Here is a 26,507-nt window from a genome sequence, read left to right as displayed (position 1 = left end):
GGCTCCCCCGTGGACGATCGCGATTTCCGGAGAGGCCGTCCGGCGCGGTAACCTGGCCGGTCGTGGCACGGCGTATCGACTACTCCGCCCGCTTCCCTCATCCACCGGAGCGGGTGTACGAGGCTCTCGCCGACCCCGATCACTGGGAAGCGCGGATGACCGAGATGCGCAAGTACTCGGAGAACCACGTCCGCGAGTTCACGGTCTCCGAAACGGGCATCGCGCTGGTGTTGCACCACGTCCTGCCGCGTTCCGACCTGCCGGAGATCGCCCGCACGGTGATCAAGAAGGACATGGTCATCACGCGCAAGGAGACCTACGGGCCGTTCACCGACCGCGCGACCGGCACCTACCAGGCGTCGATCCCCGGCGGTCCGGGCAGTCTCACCGGCACGATGGACCTCTTCGGCGACGATCACGGTGCCACGCTCCGCACCACCTCCGAGGCCAAGGTGCACATCCCGTTCGTCGGCGGCAAGCTCGAAGAACTCATCCTCACCAATCTCGTCGACGTGTTCCGCACCGAAGCGGCCATCACCGCCGACTGGCTCGCCGGTCGGTAGCGCGTGCGGAATCGAGGACCCGTCGGTGTCGTCACGCGCGGCACCACCGGCATCAACAGGCTGCGCCGCAGCGACCGCTGGGCGATGCACGATCCCCACATCACGAGGGCGTTGACGCACGCCACCGACCCGCTGGTGGTCGATCTGGGTTACGGCGCCATGCCGGTGACGACCCTCGAACTCGCCGCGCGGCTGCGTCGGGTCCGCAGCGATCTGCGTGTGGTCGGTCTCGAGATCGATCCGGACCGTGTGGTCCCGGGCCGCGACGGTGTCGAGTTCGCCCGGGGCGGTTTCGAGCTCGCGGGCCTGCGCCCGACCCTGGTCCGGGCCTTCAACGTGCTCCGGCAGTATCCGGAGGAAGCCGTCGAACCGGCGTGGGCGCGCCTGCGTTCCGGCCTCGCTCCCGGCGGCCTGCTCATCGACGGCACGTGCGACGAGCTGGGCAGGCGCTGCGCCTGGGTGCTCCTCGACGAGCACGGTCCCCGTTCGCTGACCCTGGCGTGGAGCCCGTTCCACGTGGAGAGACCGTCCGACGTCGCCGAACGGCTGCCGAAGGCGCTGATCCACCGGAACGTCCCGGGTGAGCCGATCCACGCGCTGCTCCGCGCGGCCGACCGGGCGTGGGCGACGAGCGCTCCGCACGCGGCGTTCGGGCCGCGGATCCGGTGGAAGGCGACGCTCGAGCTGCTGCGGGATCAGGGCTTCCCGGTGTCCCCGCCCCGCCGCCGTCTGCGCGACTGCGTGCTGACGGTGCCGTGGGACGCGGTCGCGCCCACCGGCGCACCTGTCGCATCCGAGCGAGTCGGCCGAGGAACTGCGCTCGTCGCGGTCTGAGACCCCGTCGGTCAGCCCGCGGCGAGGAGCGCGAGCTCGATCCGGTCGGCCACCGCGGCCGGCTGGTTCGCCACCGCGGCGTGCAGCTGGTCGGAGTCGACCCGGCCGAGCGCGATCGCGTCGCCGACGAGTTCGTCGAGCACTTCCTGGGACACGCCACCGGCCGCGAGGTCGACCGCGGTGCGGGCGGGAGTGGTGATCCGGAAGGCCCCGACGACCTCGCAGTCCTCCTCCGCCAGCGTCCGGTGGTGCAGTGCGAGCCGGTTGCTCGGCACGGTGCGCTGGTCGGGGGTGGACAGGTGCACGAAGCGCGGCTGGAGGTGGCCCATGCCGTGCAGGTCGGCGGCACTCTGGTGCGAGACGACCGCTTCCCCCTCGTACCAGGTGCACCACTGGGCGAACTCGTCGAACTTCGTCCGTGGGCTGTCGCTGAGGCGGAACAGTTCGGTCTCGACGCGGATCCACAGTCCCGCCTCGATGCGTTCCGCGAAGTCGTGAGCTGCTATTCCGTGACCGACGGCCTGGCGTGCGGTGAAGAACCCGGCTTGCGTGGCGGCGAGGCGCCGCAGCGAGTCGTCGGCATCGGCCCGCCCGGTTGCGTCGTAACCTGAATCCGTCCACCCTGTCATGGCGCCCAGCGTAGCCGACGAATGTGGTACACCTCACATATTTTCCTCATCCGGCGGCCGTGTGCTCAGTCGATCCTCAGTGTCTTCCGGAAGAATCGGCGACCATGACGCAACGGAAGCGCAACCGCACCGTCACGATCGCCGTCGTTCTCGTCGCGGCGCTGGTCGCAGTCCTGGTGGGCGCGGAGGTGTACGTCCGCAACCGCGCGACGACCTGCCTCGCCCAGTCCTTCGAGAGCGAGCTCGGCACGGGAGTCGACGTCGACCTGAGCTGGAAGCCGGTGCTGCTGCAGCTGCTCGACCGGCAGGTTCCCTCGGTCGCCCTCGACAGCGACGACACCGCCTTCGGTCCGGCCCAGCAGATGCAGGTGCACGCCGAGGTAAACGATGTCGACCTGCGCGACTCCGCCGAGGGCGCCGGCACCATCGGCAGCTCGAGTGCCGACGTGTCGTGGCCGACCTCCGGGATCCTCGCGACCGTGCAGAGCCAGCCGGTCGGTGGCCTCGTCACCGACGTCACGGCCGACGAGAACGCGGGCACCCTGACGTTCACGGTCGGCGGTCAGGGTCTTGCGGAGTTCACCGCGCGACCGGTGGTGAACGGCGGCGTGGTGACGGTCGAGACGACGGACGCGACGATCCTCGGCATCGGGCTCCCGACGGCCCTCGTCGACGGCGTCGTGGAGATCCTGACCTCGGGTCTGCAGCAGTACCCGCTGGGGATGCAGGCCACCGAGGTGAACGTCACCGACGCCGGTATCGATCTCCGCCTCGAGGGTGGCCGCTTCGTGCTGCCGGAGGCCCCGCAGGGACAACAGCAACAGCAGGAGGGCAGCTGCGGCCTCCTGTCGTGACCGAGGAGGCCGGTCCGGCAGACCGTCGAGAGCTGCTCAGCTCTGCAGACCGTCGAGGACCGCGCGACTGCCGGACAACCCGAGGCGCGTGGCCCCGGCGTCGATCATCGCGATCGCGTCCTCGGCGGTGCGGATTCCGCCGCTCGCCTTGACGCCGAGCCGGCCGCCCACCGTCTCCGCCATGAGCGCGACCGCGTGGGTGGTGGCGCCGCCCGCGGGATGGAAGCCGGTGGAGGTCTTCACGAAGTTCGCCCCGGCCTTCTCCGCGGCGCGGCACACCTCGACGATCGCCTCGTCGGAGAGCACGGCGGATTCGATGATGACCTTGAGGGCCGGGTCGAACCCGATCGCTTCGCGCACGGTGAGGATGTCGGCGAGGACGGCGTTGTAGTCCCCGGCCACCGCTGCGCCCACGTCGATCACCATGTCGATCTCGCGTGCACCCTCGTCGACGGCGAGTCGCGCCTCGGCGCCCTTGATGAGCGAATGGTGCTTGCCCGACGGGAAACCGACGACCGTCGCGACCGTGACCCCCTCGGCCCGCAGGGGCAGCATCGACGGCGACACGCACACCGCATACACGCCGAGCTCGACGGCTTCGTCGACGAGGGCCCGCACGTCCTGTGAGGACGCTTCGGGTTTGAGGAGGGTGTGGTCGATCATCGACGCGACCTGCGTGCGGGTCAACGGGGTTCCGGACATGACTGCAGCTTCCCACACGGCGGGCCCGACCGTCCGGCACCGCATATCGTCCGGCACCGCATCGCGGCTTCGGTAATCCGCTCGCGCGCGGTCCCCTCCGCCACCCACAATGATCGCGTGCTGATCCGCCGAGAACTCCCCGCCGACGTCCCTGCTGTCGCCGACGTGCACCGCGCTGCCTTCGCGCCGTTCGCCCCGGAGGGCTGCGAGCCGGTCGAACCCGGTCTCGTCGCGTCGTTGCGGGCGAGCGACGCGTGGCTGCCCCCGTTGTCGCTCGTGGCCGAGGACGCCTCGGGCACGATCGTCGGTCACGTCGTCGCCACTCGCGGTCATGTCGGCAGCACTCCTGCCCTGGGCCTCGGTCCGCTCGGTGTCCGTCCCGATTCGCAGCGCTCCGGTGTGGGCGGCGCTCTCATGCACGCCGTGCTCGGAGCGGCGGACGCTCTGGACGAGTCGCTCGTGCTCCTGCTCGGGCATCCCGACTACTACCCCCGTTTCGGTTTCGTGCCCGCCGCCGAACTCGGGATCTCCCCGGACGTCGAGGAGTGGACGTCCCATTTCCAGGCGCGGGCGCTCACGGCACACGATCCCGAGCTGCGGGGTGCCTTCCGGTATGCCGAGCCGTTCTACGCTCTCGAGGAGCCGGCATGAACGACGATCCCGAGAATGTCCGGGCCGCCTCCGATGTCCGGGCCGATCCAGCCGAGACCGCACGCACCTTCGACGCGGCGAGCAGTGATTTCGACGAGTTGACCCCGACGGTCTGGGGACCGGCCGGGCAGGCTCTGGTCTTCCAGCTCGGCGTCTCTCCCGGCGAGGCGGTGCTCGACGTGTGTTGCGGAACGGGATCGTCCGCGCTTCCCGCCGCCGCAGCCGTCGGACCCGAGGGTCTCGTCCACGGCGTCGACATCGCCGACGAGATGCTCGAACACGGCCGCCTGACCGCGGAACGCCGCGGCCTGAAGAACATCGAATTCGTCTGTGCGGACGCCTCGCAGTGGGAGGCGCCGTCGGACGTACCCGACGCCGGCTACGACGTGCTGTCGATCTCCTACGGCGTGTTCTTCCTCCCGGACATGGACCGCACCTTCTGGCGTCTGGTCTCGCTCGTGCGGCAGGGCGGACGCGCCGGCGTGACGGTCTGGCGACACGGCGCGATGGAGGAGTTCTCGTCGATCGTGTTCGACGTCGCGTCGCGCCACTCCCCCGAACTGCGCGAACGCGGCGCCCTGCGCGATCGCACACCGCTGCACCGGATCGACACGCCGGACACCCTCGAGGCGTGGATCGCGGATGCCGGAACCGATTCCGTGGAGGTCCGCACCCTGTCGAATCATCTTCCGGCGACGGACGAGTTGTGCTGGTCGCTGGTGACGGGCACCGGTCTGCGCGGGGTGCTTGCCGGGCTCGACTCCGGGCAGGTGGCGTCGGTGCGGCAGCAGATCGCCGAAGAGGTCACCGCTCGCGGACTGCACACGATCGACGCGACCACCCTCGTCGCCACGGGCACCGTTCGACGTCCTCCGGTCTCGGGCTGACGACCGACGGCAGGGTCTACCGGGAGCAGAGCCGACCGGAAGTAGGACGCCGTGTGTCACCTGAGACAATCGGGGCATGACGCTCGCCTCATCCGCCGACGATCGACGTTACGTTCTGACCCTGGGCTGCCCGGACACCACCGGGATCGTCGCCCGCATCGCGACCTTCCTCGCGGAGGTCGGCGGTTCGATCGTCGAGGCGGCCTACCACGCCGACCAGGACACCGGCTGGTTCTTCACCCGCCAGGCCGTCCGGGCGTCGTCGATCCCGTTCGGCCTCGACGAGCTGCGCGAGAAGTTCGCGAGCGTCGCCGCCGACATCGGCCCGCAGACCGAATGGACACTGTCCGACACGGGCAAGCGCAAGCGCGTCGTGCTGCTCGTGAGCAAGGAAGGGCACTGCCTGCACGACATCCTCGGGCGGGTCGCCGCAGGGGAACTCGACGCCGAGATCTGCGCCGTGATCGGTAACCATCGCGATCTCGAACCGGTCGCGCAGCGGCACGGCATCACCTTCCACTACGTGTCGTTCCCGAAGGATCCCGCCGAGCGCGGACCGGCCTTCGAGCAGGTCCGCAAGCTCGTCGACTCCCACGACCCGCACGCGGTGGTCCTCGCCCGGTTCATGCAGGTGCTCCCGGAGGAGCTGTGCGAGCACTGGGCCGGCCGGGCGATCAACATCCACCACAGCTTCCTGCCGTCGTTCATCGGCGCACGGCCCTACCATCAGGCCTTCACGCGCGGTGTGAAGCTCATCGGCGCGACCTGCCACTACGTCACCGCCGAACTCGACGCGGGCCCGATCATCGAGCAGGACGTCATCCGCGTCAGTCACAGCGACAGCGTCAGCGACATGGTCCGGCAGGGCCGCGACGTGGAGAAGCTGGTCCTCTCACGCGGTCTGCGCTGGCACCTCGAGGACCGGGTGCTGGTGCACGACAGCAAGACCGTCGTCTTCCGGTAGATCCCCGGAGCCGAAACCGGCCCACCCGCGAGGGGATGGACCGGTTTTCGTGCGTGAACGATCGGCTCAGCCGACGGGCACGCCGGCTCGTTCGACGAGGTGCGCGAGCTCCTCGTCGAACCGGTCGATCGCTTCGACCGAACTCATGTGGCCGACGCCGTCGAGCACCACCAGCCGTTCGAGGTTGCCCGCTCGTTCGAGTTCCTCGGCGAGACGACGGGCGTGGACGGGCGGGGTGAGACGGTCGGCGGTGCCGACCAGCACCGTCGTCGGCACGGTGAGGTTGTGCAGGCCCTCACGGATGTCGAGGGCGCTCAGGGCCCTGCCCCAGCCGCCCCGTGTCCGCGGCGGGCAGCCGAGGACGATCTTCTCGCAGAACCGCACCTCCGCGGCGCTCGCGCCGGGTGACAGGGCGACGTAGCGCAGGGCCCGGGTCGTCACCGGGGACGCGGCCAGCGGAACCGTCGCACCCATGAGCCGACTTGCGACGGGCACCGGTACCCGCGGGAAGCGTTGCGGCAGCGGCACGATCGCCGAATCGGCGACCAGCCGGTCGGTGCCGGTGCTCGCGAGCAGCACTCCCGCGACCGTGCGGTCGACGTTCTCCGGGTACTTCTCGGCCCACGCGATGATGCTCATCCCGCCCATGCTGTGACCGGTGAGTACGGCCTTCGCGCCGGGCCGGACCACGGCGTCGAGGACCGCCTGCAGATCGTCGGCGAGCACGTCGGCTCCCAGCGGCCGTGCCCCGGCCTCGCTGTCGCCGTGCCCGCGCTGGTCGTAGACCACCACCCGGTAGTTCTCCGCGAACGCGTTGATCTGCGGGGTCCAGTACGCGGCATTGCACGTCCAGCCGTGGCAGAACACCAGGACGGGAGCGTCCGCGTCGCCGTAGGCGAGCACGTTCAGGCGGGCACCGTCCTCGGCGCGGACGTCGAGGATCTCGGGTTCGAGTTCCGGTTCGCGCAGCAGTTCGTGCGGCGCGACGTCCTCGGTACGGACGACCGTCCGACGACGCCGGCGGACGAGCACGGCGGTGGTCGCCGCGGCAGCGAGGACGATCGAGCCCGCGGCGATCGACGTGGTCGGGGACGGCTTTCTCACGGGTGGGATTCTCCTGTCGGTTCGGTGGAGCAGCGCGACGTCACAGGACGTGCGCGCGACGCAGAAGCAGAGTGGACGGACCGCCGATCAGCCCCACTTCGTCGAGGAACTCGACCGTGCGGCGAGTGCCCTGGCGGAGCTTGTCGTGGTAGTGCCTGTTCTCCTGCGCGGCCTTCCTCGCTTCGGCGACGTCGAGTCCGGCAGCGGCGTAGACCTGGTCGTTCACGAGGCTGGTGACGACGAAGTACGCGCTCACCCCGAGGTGGATCCGGATCCATGCCCGCTCGAGACGACCGAGCCGGGCCGAGCGTCTGCGGGTTTCCTCGCGGGCGTAGCGGATGTGCCGCGACTCCTCCACGACGTGGACGTGGCTCACCGTCCGGGTGATGGGCTGCACCCGCTCGTCGCGCGCGAAGTCGCGCTGCATCATGTCGAGGATCTCCTCGGCGAACAAGGTGCCGCCGTAGGCGAGGGCGCCGCGCGCGACGGCCTTGAACAGCCGGCCGGTCTCGCGGATCCAGCGCTTGGGCCGGTAGGAGGGGATGCCGTATCGCTGCGCCGACCGCGCGAACATGATCGAGTGCCGGCATTCGTCGGCGATCTCGGTGAGCCCGAACTGCACGTAGGGGGTTGCCGGATCGTGCCGGTAGAGATCGCGCACGAGCATCTGCATGAGGATCATCTCGAACCAGATCCCGGTGCCGGCGATGCTCGCGGCCTCGTGTTTTGTGAGGGTGATGCGCTGGTCCTCCGACATGCGTTCCCACAGGTCGGTGCCGTAGAGACTGCACCACTCGGGGGTCATGCCGTACTTGCCGTCCACGAGCGGCGCGTCCCAGTCGATCTCGAGCCCTGGATCGTAGGAGAGCCGCGCCGACGAATCGAGCAGGCGTTGCGCGGTTTCCTGCCGGTGATCCGTGGAATGTTCACCAGGCAGGCTGTCGTGCTTTCGCAGGAGCGTCATCGCCGACCACCTCGTCTCGGAAAATTATCCGTTACCCGAAGTGTCATTATCTGGATCACACTTGTCAAGCGAAAGGGAGGCCCACCCGCCCTACCACCGAGGACGACGGACCTCCCTGATCACCACCGCGGAGTTCGGACCCCACAGTCATCACCGCGAAGCGGTCACCACCGAGGGCGCTGGACCTCCTCGACCCGCGGGCGGACGTCCACGAGGTACACGCACACCGCGACGACCGCGATGATCCCGAGCAGACCCACCGCGCCGAAGACGACGAGGACGAGCAGCGCAGCCACGAGGATGCCGAGCCAGACGGGCTTGGTCAGCTTGTCGACGGCCGGAAACGCCTCGGCGGGCTGACGCACGACGTGGAACAACGCGAATCCCGCCCCGGCGATGGCAATGATCTGCAGCGCGAGGATGATCAGACCGGCAAGTGAATCGACATTCGTCACCACACCAGTCTACGAGAATCGGCCCCCGTGCGAGTTCGCACGAGGGCCGACCGATCGCTGCAGGTCAGGAGCCGCTGGTCTTGCGCGGAGCCGCCTTCTTGGCAGGGGTCTTCTTGGCCGGAGCCTTCGCCGGGGTCTTCGCGGCGGTCTTGGCCGGAGCCTTGGCGGCGGGCGTCTTGGCAACCGTCTTGGCCGGGACCTTCGCCGGGGTCTTGGCGGGAGCCTTCTTGGCCGGAGCCTTGGTGGGGGTGACCTCGACCGGCTCGACCGGGGTGGCCACCGACTCGACCTTCTCCGCAGCCTTGTCGGCCGCCTCGCGGACGTCGCCGCGGGCCGACTCGACCCGGCCGGCGGTCTCGGAGCCGGTCTCCTCGGCACGCTCACCGAGCTCGACGACGCGCTCGGCGGCCTTGTCGCCGGCGTCGGACACGGCCTCGCTCACCTCGTCGCTCGTCTCGGAGATGCGACCGGCCGCGCGACCCGCGAGCTTCGCGGCCTGCTCGCCGACCTCGCGGGTCCGACGGGCAACCGTCCCGAGTGCTTCCTCGGTGAGGTCGGCAGCGTCGCCGAGTACGGCTTCGGCGCGACCGAGGCCGTCCTCGAGGGCCGGCTGGGAGCGCAGACGCTCCATCGTCTCCTCACCGCGCTCGGCGAGTGCGGTGTAGAGGTCGGATGCGACCTTCAGGTACGCCTCGGCGACCTTGCGCAGTTCCTCGGCGCTGAAACGCTCGCGCAGCTCCGCGATCTCCTCGGGCAGCTCGGCCGGGAGTTCGGCGAGGCGCTCGCGGAGGGACTCGACGGTCTCGGCGAGATCGGCGGGCAGGGTCGCGAAGCGGTCGCGGGCGGTCTCGACGCGCTCGGCCACCTCGTTGCGGTTGGTCTCCGCACGTCGGCGCGCCTGGGCCACGAGGTCTGCGACGGCCTGGACGACGGCGTCGCCGGCACCGACCGCGGCGTAGAGGGAGGTACGGATGCTGGTGGGATCGGTCATGAAGATTTCTCCTCGTCGAAGTCTGTCGGATGGTCGGGCCGGGCATCGCCGGTGTTCTGCTGGTTCTCCCGGCAGAACGAGTCGTAGATGTCGAGCAGGACCTGCTTCTGCCGCTCGGTGAGAACGGTGTCGACGAGCACCGCGTCGCGCACGGCGCTCTCCGCTCGATGCTCGAGGATCCCCGCTCGCACGTAGAGAACCTCTGCCGAGAGCCGCAACCCCTTGGCGATCTGGGCGAGAACTTCGGCGGACGGCTTGCGCAGTCCGCGTTCGATCTGGCTCAGATACGGGTTGCTGACACCGGCCAGTTGCGACAACTGCCGGAGCGAGACCTGTGCAGCCTCGCGCTGCGACCGGATGAAGGCGCCGATGTCCTGGGCGGCGTTGTTGACCACCCGGGCGGCGAGATCCCCCGGTCCCGCGCTGTCGTCCGGCGTGTCCGAGCCCTCGATCGGATCTGGTTCCGTGGACACACCGACCACTCTACGGACAGGTGCTAGCTACAGCAAGCACTCTGCTAGCACGTGACGGTTGTCACGCGAACAGCAGCTCCGAGACCGTGTAGATCGCGAGTCCGGCGAGCGAACCGACCACCGTGCCGTTGATGCGGATGAACTGCAGGTCGCGCCCCACGGCGAGCTCGATCTTGCGACTGGCCTCCTCGGCATCCCAGCGCTCGACGGTCTCGCGGATGACGGACGTGATCTCGTCGGCGTAGTTCGACGCGACGAAGCGCACCGCGTCGAGCAGCCAGCCGTCGATCTTGGTGCGCAGCTCTGCGTCCTCGCGCACCCGGATGCCGAACGCCATGACGTTCTCGGCGATCTTCGTGCGCAGGGTGCTGTTCGGGTCGTCCACCGAGTCGAGGATCATCCGCTTGGCCGTCCGCCAGGTCGCCGCGGCGAGACCGGTGATCTCGTCGCGGCCCATGATCTCCGCCTTCACCTTCTCCGCCTTGGCGATGGTCACGGGATCGTTCTGCAGGTCGCGGGCGTAATCGGCGAGGAACTTGTTGACTGCGAGGCGCACCTCGTGGTCGGGATTCGACCGCACCTTCCACGTGAACTCCACGAGTTCGCGGTGGATCTTCTCGCCGAGCAGGAGGTCGACGAACTTCGGCGACCACGACGGCGAGTCGCGGCTGATCACGCGGTCGATGGTCTCCTGACTCCCGAGCGCCCACTGGTGCGCGCGTTCGGCGAGCATGTCGACGAGCGGGAGGTGCCGGTTCTCGGCGAGGAGTTCGGTGAGGACACGCCCGATGGGCGGTCCCCATTCAGGTTCGGCGATGCGCTTGACGATGGTGTGGTCGATGATCTGCTGGATGTCGTCCTCCCGCAGGATTCCGACCACACCGCGCAGGACCGTCGACGTCTCCTTGGCCACACGCTGGGCGTTCTCGGGTTCTGCGAGCCAGGTACCGACCCGCAGCGGGATCTGCGCCGACTCGACCTTGGCGGACACCACCTCGGGCGCGAGGAAGTTGTTGCCGACGAACGAGCTCAGATTGGCGCCGAGCTGGTCCTTCTTCCGCTTGATGATCGCCGTGTGCGGGACGGGAATCCGCAGCGGGTGCCGGAACAGGGCGGTCACGGCGAACCAGTCGGCGAGCGCGCCGACCATGCCGGCCTCGGAGGCCGCGCGCACGTAACCCACCCACGCGCCGGCGCCGCGGGTTTCCTGCCAGCGGCAGAAGAGATAGATGATCGCGGCGGCGACGAGGAAGCCGGTCGCGACCGCCTTCATACGGCGGAGTTCTCGGCGCTTGATCTCGTCGTCGGTCGTCAGGAGCTGCACCCGATCGATTGTGCCGAAAGTCGGCACTCGGCGGACGGATCGCCCTCGAGTTCTGAAGGACGAGAGACCGGATCGTAGACTGAGCCGACGATCGAAACCGAACGGATGTGCCACACAGTGTCCAGCAGACCGCAGACGACTTCGAACCCGACCTCGAGCGAGGCCGCCCTGCCCGTGAAGCAGGACGGCCGCAAACGGCGCTGGCACGAGCACAAGATCGCCCGCCGGGAAGAGCTCGTGGACGGCACCATCAACGCAATCCGTACCCGCGGCCACGAGATCGGCATGGACGAGATCGCCGCCGAGATCGGCGTGTCGAAGACGGTGCTCTACCGCTACTTCACCGACAAGAGCGACCTGACGACCGCGACGATGCTGCGGTACGTCGAGACGGTCCTCGCTCCCCGGATCTACGCGGCGGTCGCGGAGGATCTCGACGAGTACGAGCTCACCCGGGAGGCGATCACCGCCTACGTCGAGACCGTCGCCGACGATCCCGAGGTCTATCTGTACGTGATGAGCAACAGCGCGTCGGCGGGACGCGACGTGGTGGCCGATTCGGAGCGGATGATCGCCGAGCTCGTCGCCACCGTCCTCGGGGAACGGCTGCGGCTGCTCGAGATGGATTCGGGCGGCGCCGTGCCGTGGGCGTACGGGATCGTCGGCGGCATCCAGCTCGCGACGCACTGGTGGATCTCGAACAAGTCGATGACCACCGAGGACCTCATCGACTACCTGACGATGATGATCTGGGGCGGCATGACCGGCATCGCCGGGGTCGCCGGATCCCCGGTGCGCTTCAAGTCGCAGCCGCATCCGCTCCTGCCGGAGTCGTCGACCACTCCCTGATCGACACCTTTACTGTTACTCGAAGTTGCACGTATAGTGCGGGCATGAGCGACCACGCCGACGACCTGCACGACGAGGACGACCCCGGCTACCGCGGTCCCGCCGAGGTCACCGTGGACGACCGCACGGTCGTCGTCGACGTCGAGATCTCCGGACGGTTCGATCCCCTGCTCGGCCGGCACGTGTGGCGCGGCCGGCTCCGCAGGCTCGCCGAGGCCCTCGGAGCAGACGCCTCGCCCGCTCCCGGTACCAATGTGACGATCACTGTGCCGGACGCCCCGGAGGCCGCGACCGCCCGTATCTCGGAGGTCGATCTGTGGGGCAGCCACATGGTCGACGGCGTCTCACGTCCGCCGTATCCCCTGCCCGCCGAGACCGATGGTGTCGATCCCACCTGAGCACGACCGCGTGTGACACGCTGGCGGGATGACGAAGGACGACGTCTTCCGGCCCGCATCGATCGTCGAAGCCCTCCGGGCGACGCCCGAGACGCGCGTGGCCGACCTCGACACGAACGGCACTCCGGGATTCGACGGCGACAAGGCACTCGGCGAACGTCTGCTCGCCGAACGCGGCGCCGTCCTCTCCGACCTGCAGGAGATGCTCTTCGCCGAGGGGCGGACCGGCGGCACCCGCTCGGTGCTGTTGATCCTGCAGGGCATGGACACCGCCGGGAAGGGCGGCATGGTGCGTCACGTCGTGGGCCACGTCGACCCCCAGGGTGTCGACCACACGGCCTTCGGCGTGCCGACGGAGGAGGAGAAGCGGCACCACTTCCTGTGGCGGATCGCGAAGGCCCTCCCTCGCAACGGTCAGCTCGGCGTCTTCGACCGGTCGCACTACGAGGACGTGCTGGTCGCGCGGGTGAGATCACTGGTGCCGGAGAGCGTCTGGCGCGGACGATACGACGAGATCAACAGGTTCGAGAGCGAAGTCGTCCGCGAGGGCACGACCATCGTGAAGGTTGCGATGTTCGTCTCGCTGGACGAGCAGAAGAAGCGCCTCGCCGAGCGCCTCGAGCGTCGTGACAAGCACTGGAAGTACGACCCGAGCGATGTCTCGGAGCGCGCCCTGTGGCCGCAGTACCAGCAGGCCTATCAGGACATGCTGGATCGGACGAGCACCGACGACGCGCCCTGGTACGTCGTGCCGTGCGACCGCAAGTGGTACGGCCGTCTCGCGGTGACGGAACTGCTCATCGACGCGTTCGAACGCCTCGACCTCGATTGGCCGGAGCCGACTTTCGATATCGAAACGGAGAAGCGCCGACTCGCAGAGTCGTGATGTCACCGACTCGCAGAGTCGTGATGTCACCGACTCGCAGAGTCGTGATGTCACCGACTCGCAGAGTCGCGACGGCGTATGAGTGACGCGAGTCGGCTCTCACCGACTCGCGTCAGGTATCACCCTCAGAACAGGTGCGGGGTGTCGTAGTGCCGTCTGTGGTCCCGGCGCACGGTTCCGACCATCATGCCGAATGCCGCCCCGAGTGCGACGACTGCCGCGACTGCCGCGACCATCGCCCAGCCCGAGAATCCGTACCCGGCGGCGACGATCGTCAGCGCGATCATCAGGATCGAGGTGAGTGCGAGCGCGTAGGCGCTCCAGGCTACGAACAGATTGAGTTTCACGACCGGCCTCCTCGGACGAGGTGTGTCCCTCTCGATGCCGACGGTACCTGCAGGTGACGCACATCACAACCGGCCGGTGGCGTCCTTCAGTACCTCGTAGCGGACGACGGCGAACTCCCCGCTCTGTCCGAGCTCGGTCAAGCGCATCTCCACGTGCCGCGGGAGCAGCGGACGGCCGGCACCGATCGTCACCGGCGCGAAGGAGACGACGAGCTCGTCGAGCAGACCGCGCTCGGCGAACTGTCCGGCGAGATCACCGCCGCCCACCATCCACAGGTCGCGGCCGTTCGCGGCCTCGGCCATCTCGTCGTAGACCTGCCGGACGTCCTTCTGCGTAAAGCGGATGTCGCCGGGTCCGTCGCCCGTCCGCGCGACGGGCAGGTCGTCGCGATGTGTGAACACCCAGCAGGGCAGGTCGTACTCCCACTTGTCCTCGCCTGCATGGTCGAGCACCCAGCGGTAGGTGGACGATCCCATGGCGATGGCGCCGATACCGGCGATGAACTTCTCGTAGTCGAACGGCCCGCCGTCGCCCGACTCTCGGGTGAGCAGCCAGTCGAGCGAATGGTCCTCGGTGGCGAGGAAGCCGTCCAGTGTGCTTGCGGTGTAGTAGATCATCCGGGTCATGAGCTGCTCCTGTTCCAGTCGAGTGGATCTCCGTGATCGACGTCGAGGCCGGCCGCCCGCATCATGTGCCGCGCGAGTTGTCGGCGGTGTGCGGCGAAGGTGAGGACGTGGGTGACCACTCCCCCGAGGACGAAGCTCTCGGGAGGGTCGCACAGGGCGTCGATGAGTATGTCGCCCCAGGCGCCACGGCGATGGATGTCACGGATCGTCTCCACCCAGCGTGGAGCGACGTCCTCGAAACGGGCTGTCAAGGAGTCGATCCCGACGCCCGCATCATCGGGATGGTCGGCGCCGGCCATCGAGGCCAGCCACATCTCCTTCGCGCGCACCAGATTGCCGAGCACCCGGGAGACGGATTCCTCGGGGCCGTCCCATTCGAGGACGACCAGGCCGGGGAACCGGATCCGGTCGCGCTCGTCGTCGTCGAGTTCGGTGGCGCGCTCGAGGAGATAGCGGGTGTCCGCGAGGTCGTGCTGCACCATCTGCGCGAGGACCTCGGCGGCCGGGTGGGCGGGCGCGGTGGGCCGTCGCCCGTCCTCCTCGACCCAGAGGTTCGTGGGCGGATGGAAGTGGACTCCGTTGGGGGCGGGCAACCAGTGGTCGACGGGCGCAGGCGCCCAGGGGTCGACGGGCGCAGGCGCCCCAGGATCCCTACGGCCGATGCCGAGCACCCGGGCGGCCGCGCTGGGCGGATATCCGTAGGCACGGGCGAAGGCCCGGGCGAACCCTTCGACGCTGTCGTAGCCGGCGGCGAACGCCGCATCGGTGACCGAACTGCCGTGACGCAGTTGCCAGGCGGCGCGTTCGAGCATCACCCGGCGCCGCAACGCCACCGGCGACTCGCCGGTGCCCACCGCGAAGGTGCGGCTGAAGTGCCACTGCGACGCGTAGGCGTGCTGCGCCATCCGTTCGAGGGTCGCGTTGTTCTCGTCGAGAACGGCGTCGAGCAGTTCCCGGAGTCGGTCACGGCCGAAGGTCATGCGTTCAGTGTCGCGCGCAGACCCCGGCCGCCGCCCGACCGTTCTTGCTCTCTACCGGCTCACCCGGTCAGCCCGGCATGGTCTCGCCGCCGAGCGGGGCGAGCACCTCACCGCTGTAGTACGAGGACATCGTCTCCGATGCGAAGAAGACGTAGGACGGGGCGATCTCGTCGGGCTGCGCGGCGCGGCCGAAGGGTGCCTGTTGCCCGAACTCGGAGACCTTCTCCGCGTCCATGGTCGCCGGGATCAACGGTGTCCACACCGGTCCGGGCGCCACGCAGTTCACGCGGATCTGCCTGTCCTGCAGTGCCTGCGCGAGCGAGTAGGTCAGGGCGATCACCGCGCCCTTGGTCGCCGAGTAGTCGATGAGCGTCTTGTTTCCGCGCAGGCCGTTGACCGACGCGGTGTTGATGACGGAACCGCCCGGCGTCAGATGCGGGAGGGCCGCCTTCGTCACGTGGAAGAAGCTGTCGATGTTCACGGCGAAGGTGTGCCGCCACTGCTCCTCGCTCAGCTCTGCGAAATCGTCGACGGGCTGCTGGGTGCCGGCATTGTTGACGAGGATGTCGAGGCCACCGAGTTGCTCGACCGTCTCGGCCACCACCGCCCGGCAGTGCTGCGCGTCGCCGAGGTCGCCCGCGATCACGTGGCATGTGCGGCCCTCGCGTCGCACCAGGTCGGCGGTGTGTTCGGCGTCGCGGTGTTCCTCGAGATACGCGATCGCGACGTCGGCACCCTCCTTCGCGAAGGCGACGGCGACCGCCCGTCCGATGCCGGAGTCGCCGCCCGTGACCAGGGCCTTGCGGCCGGACAGCAGCCCGCGGCCGACGTAACTGCGCATCTCGTCGGCGGGGCGCTCGGCCATCTCGTCGGTCTCACCCGGATAGTCGATGGTGTGGGGTTCTCGTTCGCGGTCCTCGCTCATGGCCGCCGGATACCCACGGGCTGCGCCGATATTCCCATTCGTTTCCCCAGTTCACACGGACCGCGAGGTCGTTTCTCCGTGGCTCCGAGGGGGTAACCCGGCCGTATGGCTCATGAGACCCGGATGTGCGATGTGCACGACGCCCCGCTGCCCACGCCTCGCGGCCCCGTCTCCGCCGAGATCGTCGAGCGACTCGGCGGCCCGGTGGACGATGCCGTGTGGGACATCGCGACCGATGGCGCGGATGCCTACGGCGAGGACGTCCAACTCGCCCTGGCCGTTCTCTACGAGCTCCACTACCGAGGATTCGCGGGCGTCGACCCGGCATGGGAATGGGCACCGGGACCGCTCGGGGTCCGGGCGCGACTCGAGCGCATCTTCCTCGATCGGCTGCGCGCCGACGTCCCGGCCTCGGACGATCCGCAGAGTGTCCTCGAGGACCTGTGCCGTGAGCCGGACGATTCGTGGGGCGTCTCCCACGAGCTCGCCGCGAACGGAACGTGGGAGATGATGCGCGAGTTCTTCGTCCATCGCTCCATCTACCACCTCAAGGAAGCCGACCCGCACGCCCTCGCGATCCCGCGACTGTCCGGCCGCGCAAAGGCGGCGTTGGTCGCCGTCGAGTTCGACGAGTACGGCGGAGGCCGGGCCGAGCGTATGCACTCGCGGCTGTTCGCCGACCTGCTGCTCGCCGCCGGCCTGAAGGACGACTATCTGGGCTATCTCGACGTCGTTCCCGCCGTCACCCTTGCGACGGTGAACTTCATGTCGTTGTGTGGTCTGCACCGCGCACATACGCCGATGCTGGTCGGGATGTTCGCCGCGGCCGAGATCACCACCGCCCCGAGCGCCCGGCGCATGGTCGAGGCCCTCGAACGTCTGGGTGCCGACGACGCGTGCGTCCTCTTCTACTCCGAGCACATCGAGGCCGACGCCGTTCACGAGCTCGTCCTGCGGCACGACGTGGTGGGTTACATGCTCGAGCAGGACCCGGCTCGGGCGCAGGACATCTCGTTCGGTGCACAGGCCATCGAGTTCCTCGAGGGCCGGCTCGGGAGCCACCTGCTGGGCAGCTGGGCCGCCGGGCGCAGTTCGCTCCTCACCTCGGCCGGGGCACCGGCCTGACGAGCGGGTACGAGACAGCGAACGGAGCCCCGGGACAGTGTGTCCCGGGGCTCCGTTCGTCGGTGCCGGAGTCCCGGCTCAGTCGATGAGACCGGGTTCGTGTGTGGGGGTACCACCGGATCCGCGCAGGCGACGTCGACGGAGGTTGAGAGCGGACATCACCACGCCGACGACGATGAGCACGAGCGCAGCGATGGCCCCGACGAGCACCCATCCCTCGAATCCGTCGCCAGCCGCGTAGAGGACGAGAGCGACGACGGCGATCCCTGCGAGGATGCAGGCGTATCCGACCCAACCCGAAGCTCGGGACGCAGTGGTGGAAGCGTGAGCTCGATTTGATGGTTTCGTCATGGTCGTGGATACCGCATCCGATCCTCCCCGAAACCACGGGGAGACAAGAGGGGAGCGGATGATTCTGCGCGGGAAAGTGTTACGGCGGGATCCGCCGGCCGATGGACCCACGTTCGACGAGCGCCGCGAGTCGTTCCCGCGCGCTGCGCGGAGAGAGGACAGGGCTGTCGGTGCCCGTCGCACTGCGCATGCCGCGTACCGTCTCGGACCACACCTCGGGTCCGTCGTACTTCGGCGACCATCCGAGTTCCTCGCGGGCCCTGCTGCAGTCGAGCATCGGGCAAGTGTAGGCGAGGTCGATCCAACCGCCCTGCACCGGTTGCAGCCGTAGGCGCCAGGTCGCTTCGGCGACGGACGACAGACCCCATCGCGGCACCGGAATCGTCGGGCAGTCGAACGGAGCAGCGAAGTCCCGCGCCCCGACCGGTGTCGGTGCACCCAGGTTGAACGGGCCGGGCACCCGCCGTTCGAGCGCTGCGACCAGCGCGTCCGCGACATCGTCGGAATGTACGGCGGGGATCGTGAGCCCGTGGTCGATCGGGATCAGCGGCAGGTGGTTCGTGATGCCGGCGGGCACGAACTCGGGCAGCACGTAGCGTTCGAGACCCGAGCCGGAGACGAGCTGCCCGATGAATCCCGGACGGAAACGGGTGAGGACGGGCGCCTTCGTGCCGGTCTCGAAGTCGTCGAGGAATTTCTCCGCCGCGACCTTGTCGACGCTGTACACGCAGGTGGGTACACCTTCGCGCGCCCACGATTCGTCGACCTCCCGACCGTAGGCGCCCTCGGAGTAGACCGCGGCGGAGGACATGTGGATCACGTGCCCGACACCGGCGTCGGCGGCGGCCGTCACGACGGCGCGGGTGCCGTCCACCGCCACCCGCCGGAGATAGTCACGACGGTGCGAGGGCTGGAATCCCCACGCCAGGTGCACGACGGCGTCGGCCTCCGCGAAGATAGGCGTCAGGACCTCGGCGGCGTCGGGAGCCGCGAGATCCACGGCGCACCACCGTGCCGCCGCATACGGATCGCGCGCCGGGGGAATCCGGCGCGCGATCGCGACGATATCGAGTTGTGCGGGATGAGCGGCCAGCCGGCGCAGAAGCGCCGTGCCGACATTTCCGCTCGCTCCGGTGACGACGATGCGTCGTGGCAGACCGGTTCGGGATGTGGAAGCCATCGGCATCGCCGGTATCGTCCGAGCGTCCCGGTCAGCGGGCCGATTCCGCTGCGTCCTTCTCCGTCTGCGCATCGGCGTTCTGGAGAGTACCGGCAGCGTTCTCGAGGTGGGCGCGGACGAACCACTGGAACTTCTCCAGCTGGCCGGTCTGGCCGATCAGGACGTCCTCGGTGATCGGGTCGAGCTTGCCGACCTCGTCGATCGCCTTGCGGTTGTCGGTGATGATCCCGTCGTAGACGAGGTCCAGCGCGGCGAGATGCGCCTGCGCGGTGTCGCGGCCGACCGAGTAGTCGTCCCACGTGCGGTTCTTCTCGATGGCGCCGGGCGTGCCCTTGGGGGACGCACCGAGCGCGGCGATCCGCTCGGCGACCTCGTCCGCGTATCCACGCACGAGCTCGACCTGCGGGTCGATCATCTCGTGGACGCCGATGAAGTTCGGACCGACGACGTTCCAGTGGATGTGCTTCAGCGTGAGGTGCAGGTCGTTGTAGGCACTCAGGCGCTCCTGGAGAATCTGCGCGGTGCGCGAGCCGTCGGCATCGCTCAGACCGGGAACCGTGTAGCTCGAGTTCGACATATTCTTCCTCCAGAATGCTCTCGGGTGTGTCGGAGGGCGAATACCCGAGGCGCGGTGGAATCCAAACATCCGGACGCGCTGGGCGTCCCGTGACCTGCGGCGAAGAATTTCGTCCGAATTCGGCGAGTCACAAACGTTTGGAAACGGACCAACCCGGTTATTCGATCGCCGGGCACCGAGGCTTCCAGGTTTCGGTCATGACATCTGAGGTGGCGACAATGATCATTCTGGGTCTGATTCTGTTGGTGGTGGGGTTCTTCACGGGTATCTCGATCCTCACCACACTCGGAGTGATACTCCTGGTGATCGGCGTGATCCTTGCGATCCTGGGCGCGACGGGCCGGGCGATCGGCGGACGCGCGCATTGGTACTGACCCCCTACCGATCGTCCGTGCCGGAAGGAGACGTCCGGCACGAAGTAGAACTGCGGATCCCGGGTGCTCACTGCACCCGGGATCCGTCGTTTCCGGACCTCTACGGACCGGTCCCGACAGGACGGACGGACCGGGTCCCGGAACGACATCCGGGCCGGCCCCTGTGCAGGGGCCGGCCCGGATCGGCAGATTCGTCGGGTGACTACGTGTCGGTGCGCGCCGCGGCTTTCGGCGTGCGGAGTGCGCGATGGCTGGTGTCACAGAGGGGGTACAGGGCGCTGCGGTGACACCGGCACACGGCCACCACGAAACGGTCCGAGACCGTCTCCGCGCCGTCGTCCTCGACGATCCGCACCGGACCCTCGACGAGGGTCGGACCACCCCTCACCTGCCGCACGACTCGCGCCTCGCACTCTCCGTCGGCGGTGAGCTGCGTGATCTTCGGTGTCCTGCTCACGTTCTCAACTCCTCGTGCGGGGACGGTCGGCGCGGACGACCACCACTTCCTCGGTCAGTGCCCCCGGCTCCGCCAGCTGCGACGAGTACAGATAATCCGTGCGGCTGCGAAGGACCGGTCCGAACGGGATACGGCTGCGGGCAACGACGGAGGCCTTGAGATCCGCGTCGCGCAGCCGGGACAGCGTCGCTTCCACACCGGTGAACTCGGAGTGCACGATCAGCGCGAATCCGCCGGGCGTGAGCAGCGTGGGAAGGCTGTCGCACAACGGATCGAGAACGCAGCGACCGTCGGCGCCGGCATCCCAGCGCGGGTCGCGGTTCTCCCCATCGCACGGAACATACGGCGGATTCGACAGCACGATGTCGAACGGACCGTGCCGCAACGCCGCGTTCAGATCTCCCTGCCGGGCACGGATCGGCAACCGGCGCGACCACGCATTGACGCGGGCGCTGAACACCGCTCGCGGGTTGATATCGAAGGCCGTCACCGACGAAGCACCGAGCATGGCGGCGTTCACCGCCAGAAAGCCTGTCCCCGTGCAGAAGTCGAGCACCTTCGCGCCCTTCGTGCCGCCTGCGTCCGCAAGCGCGCTCGCGAGCAGGTACGAATCCTCCTGGGGGCGGTACACCCCCGGAAGGCGCCATACCCGCGGCGAATCCGATCCGTCCAGTGTCAGGGAAGCTGTCACGTCACACCACCTCGGTATCTCGAGTTCGACGGCATCTCCACCACCTCGGGCCGAAGACCCGGATCCGTCCGTTCGCGGGCGGATACCCGCACGACTTCCGTGTGAAACACGCCACCGATCCGCGAGCGACACCCGGCGGTCACGAGAACAGCACCCGGCGCGCGGTGTTTCGCACGCGCCGGGTCACCGGAGCAGTACGCTTCCGGTCCGCGAGTGCGGCGTGAGCGGCGTTCCAGCCGCCCATGCCGTGGACTCCCCCGCCCGGATGGGCACCCGAACTGGCGAGATACACCCCTTCGACCGGGGTTCGCGGTCCACCGAAACCGGGAGTGGGCCGCAGGAACAACTGCTGGTGGACCTGCGCGGTTCCCCCGTTGACGGCGCCGCCGACGAGATTCGCGTCGGCCGCTTCGAGGTCGCCGGGTCGCTGGACGTGTCGGCCGACCACGCGCGCACCGAAACCCGGTGCGTAGGCCTCGAGTTGCGCGTCGACGCGTTCGGCGAGGAGGTCGGCCGACGCGTCGTCGGTGATGCCCCGCGGCAGATGCGTGTAGGCCCAGCAGCTTTCGGTTCCCTCGGGCGATCGTGTCGCGTCGGTGGTCGTCATCTGGCCGAAGAGCAGGAAGGGGGACTCGGGGACGATGCCGGTGGACAGATCGACCGACCACCGGATCATCGCGTCCGTATCGGCACCGACGTGCACCGTGCCGGCCCCGCTCAACGAGGGCGAACGCCACGGCACGCGGCCGTCGAGCGCGTAGTTCACCTTCACGACCGGGGTGTCCCACTCGAATTTGCGCAGGTCGTCGAGCACCCGTGACCCGACGGCGTCGGCCGGCAGGAGCCGTGAGTACAGGGCCGGGGCCGAGGTGTCGGCGAGGACGGCGCGGCGCACCTTCACCCGCTCGCCGCCGGCGGTCCGGACCGCGGAGACCTTCCCGCCCTGTACCTCCACGCCGACGACCGGCGAGTCGCACCGCAGCTGAGCGCCTGCCGAGGCGCCGCGCCGGACCAGCGCGTCGGTGAGCGCTCCCGCCCCGCCGACCGGCGCGGGGAATCCGACGTCCTGCGCGAGCATCGTGAGCATGTAGCCCATGACCCCGCTGCCGGGCGCTTCCGGCGGTGTGTCGGCGTGCATGGCATTGCCCAGGAGCAGCAACCGCGCCGCCGAACCGCCGAACAGTTCGGAGGACATCCGGGTGACGGGCAGCGCCAGCATGCGCGCGTAACGCAGTAGATCACCCGTCTTCATGGTGCGCAGCAGGTCCACCGAGCCCCGGACGGGCGGGAACGGGCCGAGGAGCAGTTCGAGCAACGGTCCACGCACCTGTTTCCACTGGTCGAACACCGCCAGCCACGCTTCCCCGTCACCGACGCAGCGACGCTCGAGGTCGGCTGCCGTGTCGGTGGGATCCGGAGAGACGACGATCGCGTCCTCGTCGTCAGGGCCGAGCGGATGACCGAAGGCCTTCGGCGAACGCGCCCAGCGGAGGCCGTGCGATGCGAGGTCGAGAGCCTGGAAGGCCGGTGAGGCCACGCCGAGCGGATAGAACGCGCTGAACAGATCGGCGCAGTATCCCGGGTGGAGTTCCGCGCTGCGCACGGCGCCACCGGGTTCGGGTTGTTCCTCGAGCACGAGGACGTCCCATCCGGCGTCGGCGAGCACCGCGGCGGCGGTCAGACCGTTGGGTCCCGCGCCGATGACGACCGCGTCGACCGTCGTGTCGCTCATTCGGTGGCGCCTTCGGCGAGCAACACCAGCCGTCTCAGGCATTCCTGATTCCTGGGCAACACCAGTTCCTCCTGCACGCGGTCGGGGACGAGGGCGTACGGGCCTGCAACGATGTGTTCGGCCATCGTGATGCGGGTGCCGCCGTCGTGGGTCGGTTCGAGGGTGATCGTGATCTCGGCCTTGCCGAACAGCCACGCGCGGGCGCGCAGCACCAGTTCCCGTTCGGGCACCATGGCCTTGACCTCGGTGTGGTCGTCGAGCAGGAGAGGCCACAGACCCACCGAATGGTGGATCCGGGTGCCCTTCTGCGGCCAGGCGGGATCGACGGCCCGGATGCGGGACGCACCCACCACCCATCCCGCGTACCGCCAGCCGTCCGCGAGGATCTCCCACACTCGCGCCGGCGCCACCGAAGTCTCGATCGTCGCGATCCTGGCCATGCCCGCTCCTCATCTGCTGGACGACAGCTCGCTTGCGGCAGACGCATACCCCGCCACCGCAGGTGTCACACGACGCCGGGTGTCATCGCTGTTCGGAGGGGGTATCCGGGCGGGCATGGAAGCCGAGAACACCCCCTCCTCGAACCCGTACGCCTTCGTCTTCGCACCGTCCCCGCTCCTCACTGTGACACTCGAGAAGGCACCCGACGGAAGCACCGAACTGCACGTGCACCCCGGCGGGCAGGGATTCTGGATCGGCCGCATGGCGGCGACCCTGGGAATGGACGTGCACCTGTGCGGACCGTTCGGCGGCGAGTCCGGCACGGTCCTCGTCGACATGATGAACCGCGAAGGGGTGACGGTGCACGCCGTGGAGACCGCGTCGCCCAACGGCTCCTACATCCACGACCGTCGCGAAGGCGAACGGAAGGAGATCGTGGAGATCGACCCGCCGGCGCTCACCCGGCACGAGACCGACGATCTGTTCAGCGCGTCGCTGGCGTCCGCGATGTGCGCGAAGGTCGCGATGCTGGGCGGACCGCACTGCGACGACGCCGTGCCGGCGGAGATGTACACGCGGCTGTGCTCGGATCTGGGAGCGCTCGGCGTCCCGGTCGTCGCCGACCTGTCCGGCCCCACCCTCGGCGCGGCCCTCGAAGGCGGGGTGACCGTGCTGAAGGTCAGCCACGAAGATCTCATCGAGGACGGTCGCGCGAAGTCCGAGGACCTCGACGATCTCATCGAGGCCATGCACCGTCTCCACGACGAAGGTGCCGCCTCGGTGGTGATCTCCCGCGCCGGTGATCCGGCGATCGCACTGCACGACGGAACCGTCTGGGAGGTGGAGGCCCCCTCGGTGCAGACGGTGGACCACCACGGCGCCGGAGACTCGATGACCGCCGGCATCGCCTCGGCCTACGCCGCGGGTGCGAAGTTCGAGGACGCGCTGCGTCTCGGCGCCGCAGCGGGCGCGGTCAACGTCACGCGCCGCGGTCTGGCGACGGGACATCGTGGCGCGGTGGAGAAGATGGCCGAGAAGGTGGAGGTCCGGAAGGTGAAGGGGAAGCGTTCATGAAAGCACTGATCGTCAACGACGACGGCATCGACAGCCCCGGTCTCGCCCTGCTCGCACGCCTCGCCGTGGAGGCGGGATTCGACGTGCAGGTCGCGGCGCCCCATGTCGAGCGCAGCGGCGCGAGCGCATCGTTGACCGCTCTCCAGGACGAAGGAAAGCTCCTGTTGAGCCGTCGCCCGATCGACGACCTGCCCGAGGTGGAATCCTATGCGGTGGAGGCATCTCCGGCGCTGATCACCTTCCTCGCCTCGTACGGCGCGTTCGGGACGGCACCCGACATCGTGTTGTCCGGGATCAATCTGGGCCCCAACACCGGTCACGCGATCCTGCATTCGGGAACGGTGGGCGCGGCCCTGACCGCGGCCAGCCACGGCGCCCGCGCGGTCGCGTTGTCCCTCAACGGGACGGCTCCGTCGCAATGGGAGACCGCCGAACTGGTGGCCCGTCACGCTCTCGAGTGGGCGGTCGAACACAGCCGTCCGGGTGCGGTTCTCAACGTCAACATCCCCGACATACCCGTCCACGAGTTGCGCGGACTGCGCAGTGCCCCGCTGGCGGAGTTCGGTGCCGTCCAGGCCGAGATCGGGGAGGTCGAGGACGACGGCGACATCTCCCGCGCCCTGCCCATCACCTTCCGGGCCGTCGAACTCGACGAATCCCACGACAGCGACGCCGTTCTCGTCTGCCAGGGATGGGCCACCGCGACCGTGCTGACGATGCCCTTCGAGGTGGCGGACACCGATCTCGACACCCTGGAGTTCGCCCATTCGGACAGTGCGCAGTCGTAGGTTCGGATCCCGCTCGGTCGCGGACGCCGCGACCGAGCGGTCCCGGCCGTGAAAAGATATCGTTCCCTGCGATTCTCAGGGCACTGTAGTTCTCAGGACACTGCGGTTATCAGGCCACGGCGGAATTCGAGACGTAGCGGGAGATCGGCGTGACGACGGACCGTTCGGCGCGACCGGCCGTGTCCGTCACGGACTGCACGAACCTGCCGGCCTCGGCGAGCGCGCGCCGGCTCTCGGGAAGACTGTCGGCGAATATCGGAAACGCGTGCACCTGGTGTCGCCACAGGTGCAGGTCGCAGCTGACCCCGGCCTCCCGCACGGCCCGTGCCATGGATTCGGCGTCGCTGCGCAACAATTCGTCGTGACCGGCGTGGATCATCACCGGCGGCAGCACACTGAGGTCGTTGTCCAGCGGGCACATCAGCGGTCCGGGCTCCCCGTCGACGGTCAGACGCGTGTGGGTGCCCTCGATGTAGCGCACGAGCGACTGCACGGCCGATCCGGGGAACATGGGGCAGGCCGCCTGCATGTCGTGTTCGGCGCGGCGATCCGAATCGAGGTCGACGAGCGGCGACAGCGCGACGATGCCGGCGGGGCGGGGCAGATCGGATTCCGCGATGGCCAGGGCCGTCATGAACGACAGGTATCCCCCGGCGGAATCGCCGGCGATGACGATGTCCTCTCCCCGATAACCCTTCTCGCACAACCACTCGTAGCCGCGTACCGCGTCGTCCACCGCGTGTGCGATGGGAGCGTTCGGCAGCATCCGGTAGTCGACGCTGAGAACCGCGCCGTCGGCGCGATCCGACAGGCTCACGGCGAGCGAACGGTGAGTGTTGAGTCCGCACATCAGGAAAGCGCCGCCGTGCAGGTACAGCACCGCGCGCTTGGTCGATCGTCCTTCCGCACGGATCCACTCGGCACTGCACGTACCCAGGTCGACCTCCACGTACTGGGCTCCGGAGGGCTTGGGGAGCAGGGACGCAGCGCCGTCGACGACCGACAGTGGCCACGCGAGGTCCGGCCGGGCCATCCATGCCCCGACGACCGGCTTCGCGAGTGCGCGCACTGCGCCCCGAACGAATCGGGAGCGCACGCTTCCACCTCGGTGGGTGCGGCTGACGCCCTCACATCCACCGAAATCGTCGATCTCAGAAGACAGCACTGGAACCTCCCGTGGGACACCCACGAAACCGGTTGATTTATTTCGCCTTACGCCACGTGGTACTGCGGTTTACCCACACCTGTCCGGCATCGAAACACCCGGTTCGGATCACGAACCGGACACGAACGGGTGCGAGGCGCCCCCG

Annotated in this window: 33 protein-coding genes; 13 read left to right on the top strand and 20 right to left on the bottom strand. The window is 68.7% G+C overall.

All coding sequences use genetic code 11. The features are described from left to right. Nucleotides 1-62 precede the first annotated feature (62 nt). Together ACPCXD_RS05165 and ACPCXD_RS05160 are read left to right on the top strand one after the other, a co-directional pair. On the top strand, nucleotides 63-563 hold the full coding sequence (locus ACPCXD_RS05165; RefSeq protein WP_088897050.1) for a DUF2505 domain-containing protein: 501 nt from the start codon (nucleotides 63-65) through the stop codon (nucleotides 561-563). Between the two features lie 3 nt (nucleotides 564-566). Then, nucleotides 567-1,397 (top strand): SAM-dependent methyltransferase, encoded by an 831-nt coding sequence (locus ACPCXD_RS05160; RefSeq protein WP_088897049.1) that lies wholly within the window; start codon nucleotides 567-569, stop codon nucleotides 1,395-1,397. Nucleotides 1,398-1,408: 11 nt separating this feature from the next. Here ACPCXD_RS05160 and ACPCXD_RS05155 read toward each other — a convergent pair whose 3' ends face one another. Beyond that, a complete protein-coding gene (locus tag ACPCXD_RS05155) occupies nucleotides 1,409-2,026 on the bottom strand; it encodes a type IV toxin-antitoxin system AbiEi family antitoxin domain-containing protein (RefSeq protein ID WP_088897048.1) in 618 nt (205 codons plus the stop codon). A 104-nt stretch (nucleotides 2,027-2,130) separates the two neighbouring features. Here ACPCXD_RS05155 and ACPCXD_RS05150 point away from each other — a divergent pair, with 104 nt between their 5' ends. Continuing rightward, on the top strand, nucleotides 2,131-2,880 hold the full coding sequence (locus ACPCXD_RS05150) for an LmeA family phospholipid-binding protein (protein ID WP_088897047.1): 750 nt from the start codon (nucleotides 2,131-2,133) through the stop codon (nucleotides 2,878-2,880). 36 nt (nucleotides 2,881-2,916) lie between these two features. Here the strand turns inward: ACPCXD_RS05150 and deoC are convergent, their stop codons facing one another. Then, nucleotides 2,917-3,582, bottom strand: a complete 666-nt coding sequence (gene deoC, locus ACPCXD_RS05145) for a deoxyribose-phosphate aldolase (protein WP_423658690.1) — start codon at nucleotides 3,580-3,582, stop codon at nucleotides 2,917-2,919. Nucleotides 3,583-3,699: 117 nt separating this feature from the next. On the opposite strand from deoC, the gene ACPCXD_RS05140 reads away from it, so the two are divergent. The 3 genes from ACPCXD_RS05140 to purU all read left to right on the top strand — a co-directional run bounded on the left by ACPCXD_RS05140 (nucleotide 3,700) and on the right by purU (nucleotide 6,084). Next, complete coding sequence (locus ACPCXD_RS05140; protein ID WP_016693703.1) at nucleotides 3,700-4,233, top strand: GNAT family N-acetyltransferase; 534 nt, start codon at nucleotides 3,700-3,702, stop codon at nucleotides 4,231-4,233. Continuing rightward, nucleotides 4,230-5,120: a class I SAM-dependent methyltransferase gene (locus ACPCXD_RS05135; RefSeq protein ID WP_088897045.1), complete on the top strand. Its 891-nt coding sequence runs from the start codon at nucleotides 4,230-4,232 to the stop codon at nucleotides 5,118-5,120. Before ACPCXD_RS05140 ends, ACPCXD_RS05135 begins: the two co-directional genes overlap by 4 nt. Before the next feature lie 76 nt (nucleotides 5,121-5,196). Continuing rightward, nucleotides 5,197-6,084: a formyltetrahydrofolate deformylase gene (gene purU / locus ACPCXD_RS05130; RefSeq protein ID WP_016693701.1), complete on the top strand. Its 888-nt coding sequence runs from the start codon at nucleotides 5,197-5,199 to the stop codon at nucleotides 6,082-6,084. A gap of 66 nt (nucleotides 6,085-6,150) precedes the next feature. Here the strand turns inward: purU and ACPCXD_RS05125 are convergent, their stop codons facing one another. The 6 genes from ACPCXD_RS05125 to ACPCXD_RS05100 form a co-directional block, all read right to left on the bottom strand. Beyond that, a complete protein-coding gene (locus tag ACPCXD_RS05125) occupies nucleotides 6,151-7,188 on the bottom strand; it encodes an alpha/beta fold hydrolase (protein ID WP_423658687.1) in 1,038 nt (345 codons plus the stop codon). Nucleotides 7,189-7,228: 40 nt separating this feature from the next. After that, nucleotides 7,229-8,152, bottom strand: coding sequence for an AurF N-oxygenase family protein (locus tag ACPCXD_RS05120; protein WP_088897043.1), 924 nt, complete (start codon nucleotides 8,150-8,152; stop codon nucleotides 7,229-7,231). A gap of 164 nt (nucleotides 8,153-8,316) precedes the next feature. Beyond that, a complete protein-coding gene (locus ACPCXD_RS05115) occupies nucleotides 8,317-8,607 on the bottom strand; it encodes a DUF2516 family protein (protein WP_024101750.1) in 291 nt (96 codons plus the stop codon). Between the two features lie 64 nt (nucleotides 8,608-8,671). Next, nucleotides 8,672-9,598: a heparin-binding hemagglutinin gene (locus ACPCXD_RS05110; protein WP_423658684.1), complete on the bottom strand. Its 927-nt coding sequence runs from the start codon at nucleotides 9,596-9,598 to the stop codon at nucleotides 8,672-8,674. Continuing rightward, nucleotides 9,595-10,071 carry a helix-turn-helix domain-containing protein gene (locus tag ACPCXD_RS05105; RefSeq protein WP_051033041.1) on the bottom strand — a complete coding sequence of 159 codons (477 nt, stop codon included), beginning with the start codon at nucleotides 10,069-10,071 and terminating at the stop codon, nucleotides 9,595-9,597. Before ACPCXD_RS05105 ends, ACPCXD_RS05110 begins: the two co-directional genes overlap by 4 nt. A gap of 61 nt (nucleotides 10,072-10,132) precedes the next feature. Beyond that, nucleotides 10,133-11,344, bottom strand: a complete 1,212-nt coding sequence (locus tag ACPCXD_RS05100; protein WP_202399791.1) for a DUF445 domain-containing protein — start codon at nucleotides 11,342-11,344, stop codon at nucleotides 10,133-10,135. A 156-nt stretch (nucleotides 11,345-11,500) separates the two neighbouring features. Between ACPCXD_RS05100 and ACPCXD_RS05095 the strand changes: the two genes are divergently transcribed. The 3 genes from ACPCXD_RS05095 to ACPCXD_RS05085 are packed head-to-tail and all read left to right on the top strand — an operon-like array spanning nucleotide 11,501 to nucleotide 13,528. After that, nucleotides 11,501-12,244 (top strand): TetR/AcrR family transcriptional regulator, encoded by a 744-nt coding sequence (locus tag ACPCXD_RS05095; RefSeq protein ID WP_423658682.1) that lies wholly within the window; start codon nucleotides 11,501-11,503, stop codon nucleotides 12,242-12,244. 44 nt (nucleotides 12,245-12,288) lie between these two features. Next, entirely contained in the window at nucleotides 12,289-12,642 is a 354-nt protein-coding gene (locus tag ACPCXD_RS05090; RefSeq protein WP_423658680.1) for a DUF4873 domain-containing protein, read from the top strand. 28 nt (nucleotides 12,643-12,670) lie between these two features. Beyond that, nucleotides 12,671-13,528 (top strand): polyphosphate kinase 2 family protein, encoded by an 858-nt coding sequence (locus tag ACPCXD_RS05085; RefSeq protein ID WP_088897041.1) that lies wholly within the window; start codon nucleotides 12,671-12,673, stop codon nucleotides 13,526-13,528. 125 nt (nucleotides 13,529-13,653) lie between these two features. Here the strand turns inward: ACPCXD_RS05085 and ACPCXD_RS05080 are convergent, their stop codons facing one another. The 4 genes from ACPCXD_RS05080 to ACPCXD_RS05065 form a co-directional block, all read right to left on the bottom strand. Beyond that, a complete protein-coding gene (locus tag ACPCXD_RS05080) occupies nucleotides 13,654-13,875 on the bottom strand; it encodes a hypothetical protein (RefSeq protein WP_016693692.1) in 222 nt (73 codons plus the stop codon). A 63-nt stretch (nucleotides 13,876-13,938) separates the two neighbouring features. Beyond that, nucleotides 13,939-14,502, bottom strand: coding sequence for a dihydrofolate reductase family protein (locus tag ACPCXD_RS05075; protein ID WP_088897040.1), 564 nt, complete (start codon nucleotides 14,500-14,502; stop codon nucleotides 13,939-13,941). After that, a complete protein-coding gene (locus tag ACPCXD_RS05070) occupies nucleotides 14,499-15,482 on the bottom strand; it encodes a helix-turn-helix transcriptional regulator (protein ID WP_423658677.1) in 984 nt (327 codons plus the stop codon). Before ACPCXD_RS05070 ends, ACPCXD_RS05075 begins: the two co-directional genes overlap by 4 nt. Nucleotides 15,483-15,549: 67 nt before the next feature. Next, complete coding sequence (locus tag ACPCXD_RS05065) at nucleotides 15,550-16,407, bottom strand: SDR family oxidoreductase (RefSeq protein ID WP_258258872.1); 858 nt, start codon at nucleotides 16,405-16,407, stop codon at nucleotides 15,550-15,552. 105 nt (nucleotides 16,408-16,512) lie between these two features. On the opposite strand from ACPCXD_RS05065, the gene ACPCXD_RS05060 reads away from it, so the two are divergent. Further along, on the top strand, nucleotides 16,513-17,532 hold the full coding sequence (locus ACPCXD_RS05060) for an iron-containing redox enzyme family protein (RefSeq protein WP_080597714.1): 1,020 nt from the start codon (nucleotides 16,513-16,515) through the stop codon (nucleotides 17,530-17,532). A 78-nt stretch (nucleotides 17,533-17,610) separates the two neighbouring features. Here ACPCXD_RS05060 and ACPCXD_RS05055 read toward each other — a convergent pair whose 3' ends face one another. From ACPCXD_RS05055 to ACPCXD_RS05045, 3 genes are all read right to left on the bottom strand, one after another. Then, nucleotides 17,611-17,883 (bottom strand): hypothetical protein, encoded by a 273-nt coding sequence (locus ACPCXD_RS05055; RefSeq protein ID WP_016693687.1) that lies wholly within the window; start codon nucleotides 17,881-17,883, stop codon nucleotides 17,611-17,613. Nucleotides 17,884-17,962: 79 nt separating this feature from the next. Next, a complete protein-coding gene (locus ACPCXD_RS05050; RefSeq protein WP_088897037.1) occupies nucleotides 17,963-19,069 on the bottom strand; it encodes an NAD-dependent epimerase/dehydratase family protein in 1,107 nt (368 codons plus the stop codon). 25 nt (nucleotides 19,070-19,094) lie between these two features. Next, the gene (locus ACPCXD_RS05045) at nucleotides 19,095-19,640 is read right to left on the bottom strand and encodes a Dps family protein (RefSeq protein ID WP_016693685.1); all 546 of its coding nucleotides are present in this window, start codon (nucleotides 19,638-19,640) and stop codon (nucleotides 19,095-19,097) included. 218 nt (nucleotides 19,641-19,858) lie between these two features. On the opposite strand from ACPCXD_RS05045, the gene ACPCXD_RS05040 reads away from it, so the two are divergent. After that, on the top strand, nucleotides 19,859-20,014 hold the full coding sequence (locus ACPCXD_RS05040) for a DUF6131 family protein (RefSeq protein WP_006552398.1): 156 nt from the start codon (nucleotides 19,859-19,861) through the stop codon (nucleotides 20,012-20,014). Between the two features lie 202 nt (nucleotides 20,015-20,216). On the opposite strand, the gene ACPCXD_RS05035 is transcribed toward ACPCXD_RS05040, so the two are convergent. From ACPCXD_RS05035 to ACPCXD_RS05020, 4 genes are all read right to left on the bottom strand, one after another. Next, on the bottom strand, nucleotides 20,217-20,471 hold the full coding sequence (locus ACPCXD_RS05035) for a CDGSH iron-sulfur domain-containing protein (RefSeq protein ID WP_016693683.1): 255 nt from the start codon (nucleotides 20,469-20,471) through the stop codon (nucleotides 20,217-20,219). Nucleotides 20,472-20,475: 4 nt separating this feature from the next. Further along, nucleotides 20,476-21,102 (bottom strand): HemK2/MTQ2 family protein methyltransferase, encoded by a 627-nt coding sequence (locus tag ACPCXD_RS05030; protein WP_145709031.1) that lies wholly within the window; start codon nucleotides 21,100-21,102, stop codon nucleotides 20,476-20,478. 199 nt (nucleotides 21,103-21,301) lie between these two features. Further along, nucleotides 21,302-22,894 (bottom strand): phytoene desaturase family protein, encoded by a 1,593-nt coding sequence (locus tag ACPCXD_RS05025; RefSeq protein WP_423658672.1) that lies wholly within the window; start codon nucleotides 22,892-22,894, stop codon nucleotides 21,302-21,304. Next, on the bottom strand, nucleotides 22,891-23,334 hold the full coding sequence (locus ACPCXD_RS05020; protein WP_145693253.1) for an SRPBCC family protein: 444 nt from the start codon (nucleotides 23,332-23,334) through the stop codon (nucleotides 22,891-22,893). Before ACPCXD_RS05020 ends, ACPCXD_RS05025 begins: the two co-directional genes overlap by 4 nt. A gap of 115 nt (nucleotides 23,335-23,449) precedes the next feature. Here ACPCXD_RS05020 and ACPCXD_RS05015 point away from each other — a divergent pair, with 115 nt between their 5' ends. Both ACPCXD_RS05015 and surE read left to right on the top strand, forming a co-directional pair. Then, a complete protein-coding gene (locus tag ACPCXD_RS05015; protein ID WP_026061461.1) occupies nucleotides 23,450-24,409 on the top strand; it encodes a 1-phosphofructokinase family hexose kinase in 960 nt (319 codons plus the stop codon). Next, complete coding sequence (gene surE / locus ACPCXD_RS05010; protein WP_016693678.1) at nucleotides 24,406-25,197, top strand: 5'/3'-nucleotidase SurE; 792 nt, start codon at nucleotides 24,406-24,408, stop codon at nucleotides 25,195-25,197. Before ACPCXD_RS05015 ends, surE begins: the two co-directional genes overlap by 4 nt. A 109-nt stretch (nucleotides 25,198-25,306) precedes the next feature. On the opposite strand, the gene ACPCXD_RS05005 is transcribed toward surE, so the two are convergent. Further along, on the bottom strand, nucleotides 25,307-26,293 hold the full coding sequence (locus ACPCXD_RS05005; RefSeq protein WP_253249984.1) for an alpha/beta hydrolase: 987 nt from the start codon (nucleotides 26,291-26,293) through the stop codon (nucleotides 25,307-25,309). Nucleotides 26,294-26,507 lie beyond the last annotated feature (214 nt).

This window comes from Rhodococcus sp. AB351 (assembly GCF_049538275.1).
Lineage (GTDB): Bacteria > Actinomycetota > Actinomycetes > Mycobacteriales > Mycobacteriaceae > Rhodococcus.
Note: the sequence above shows the minus strand (reverse complement) of the source record. Positions and strands in the feature narration are given on the sequence as shown.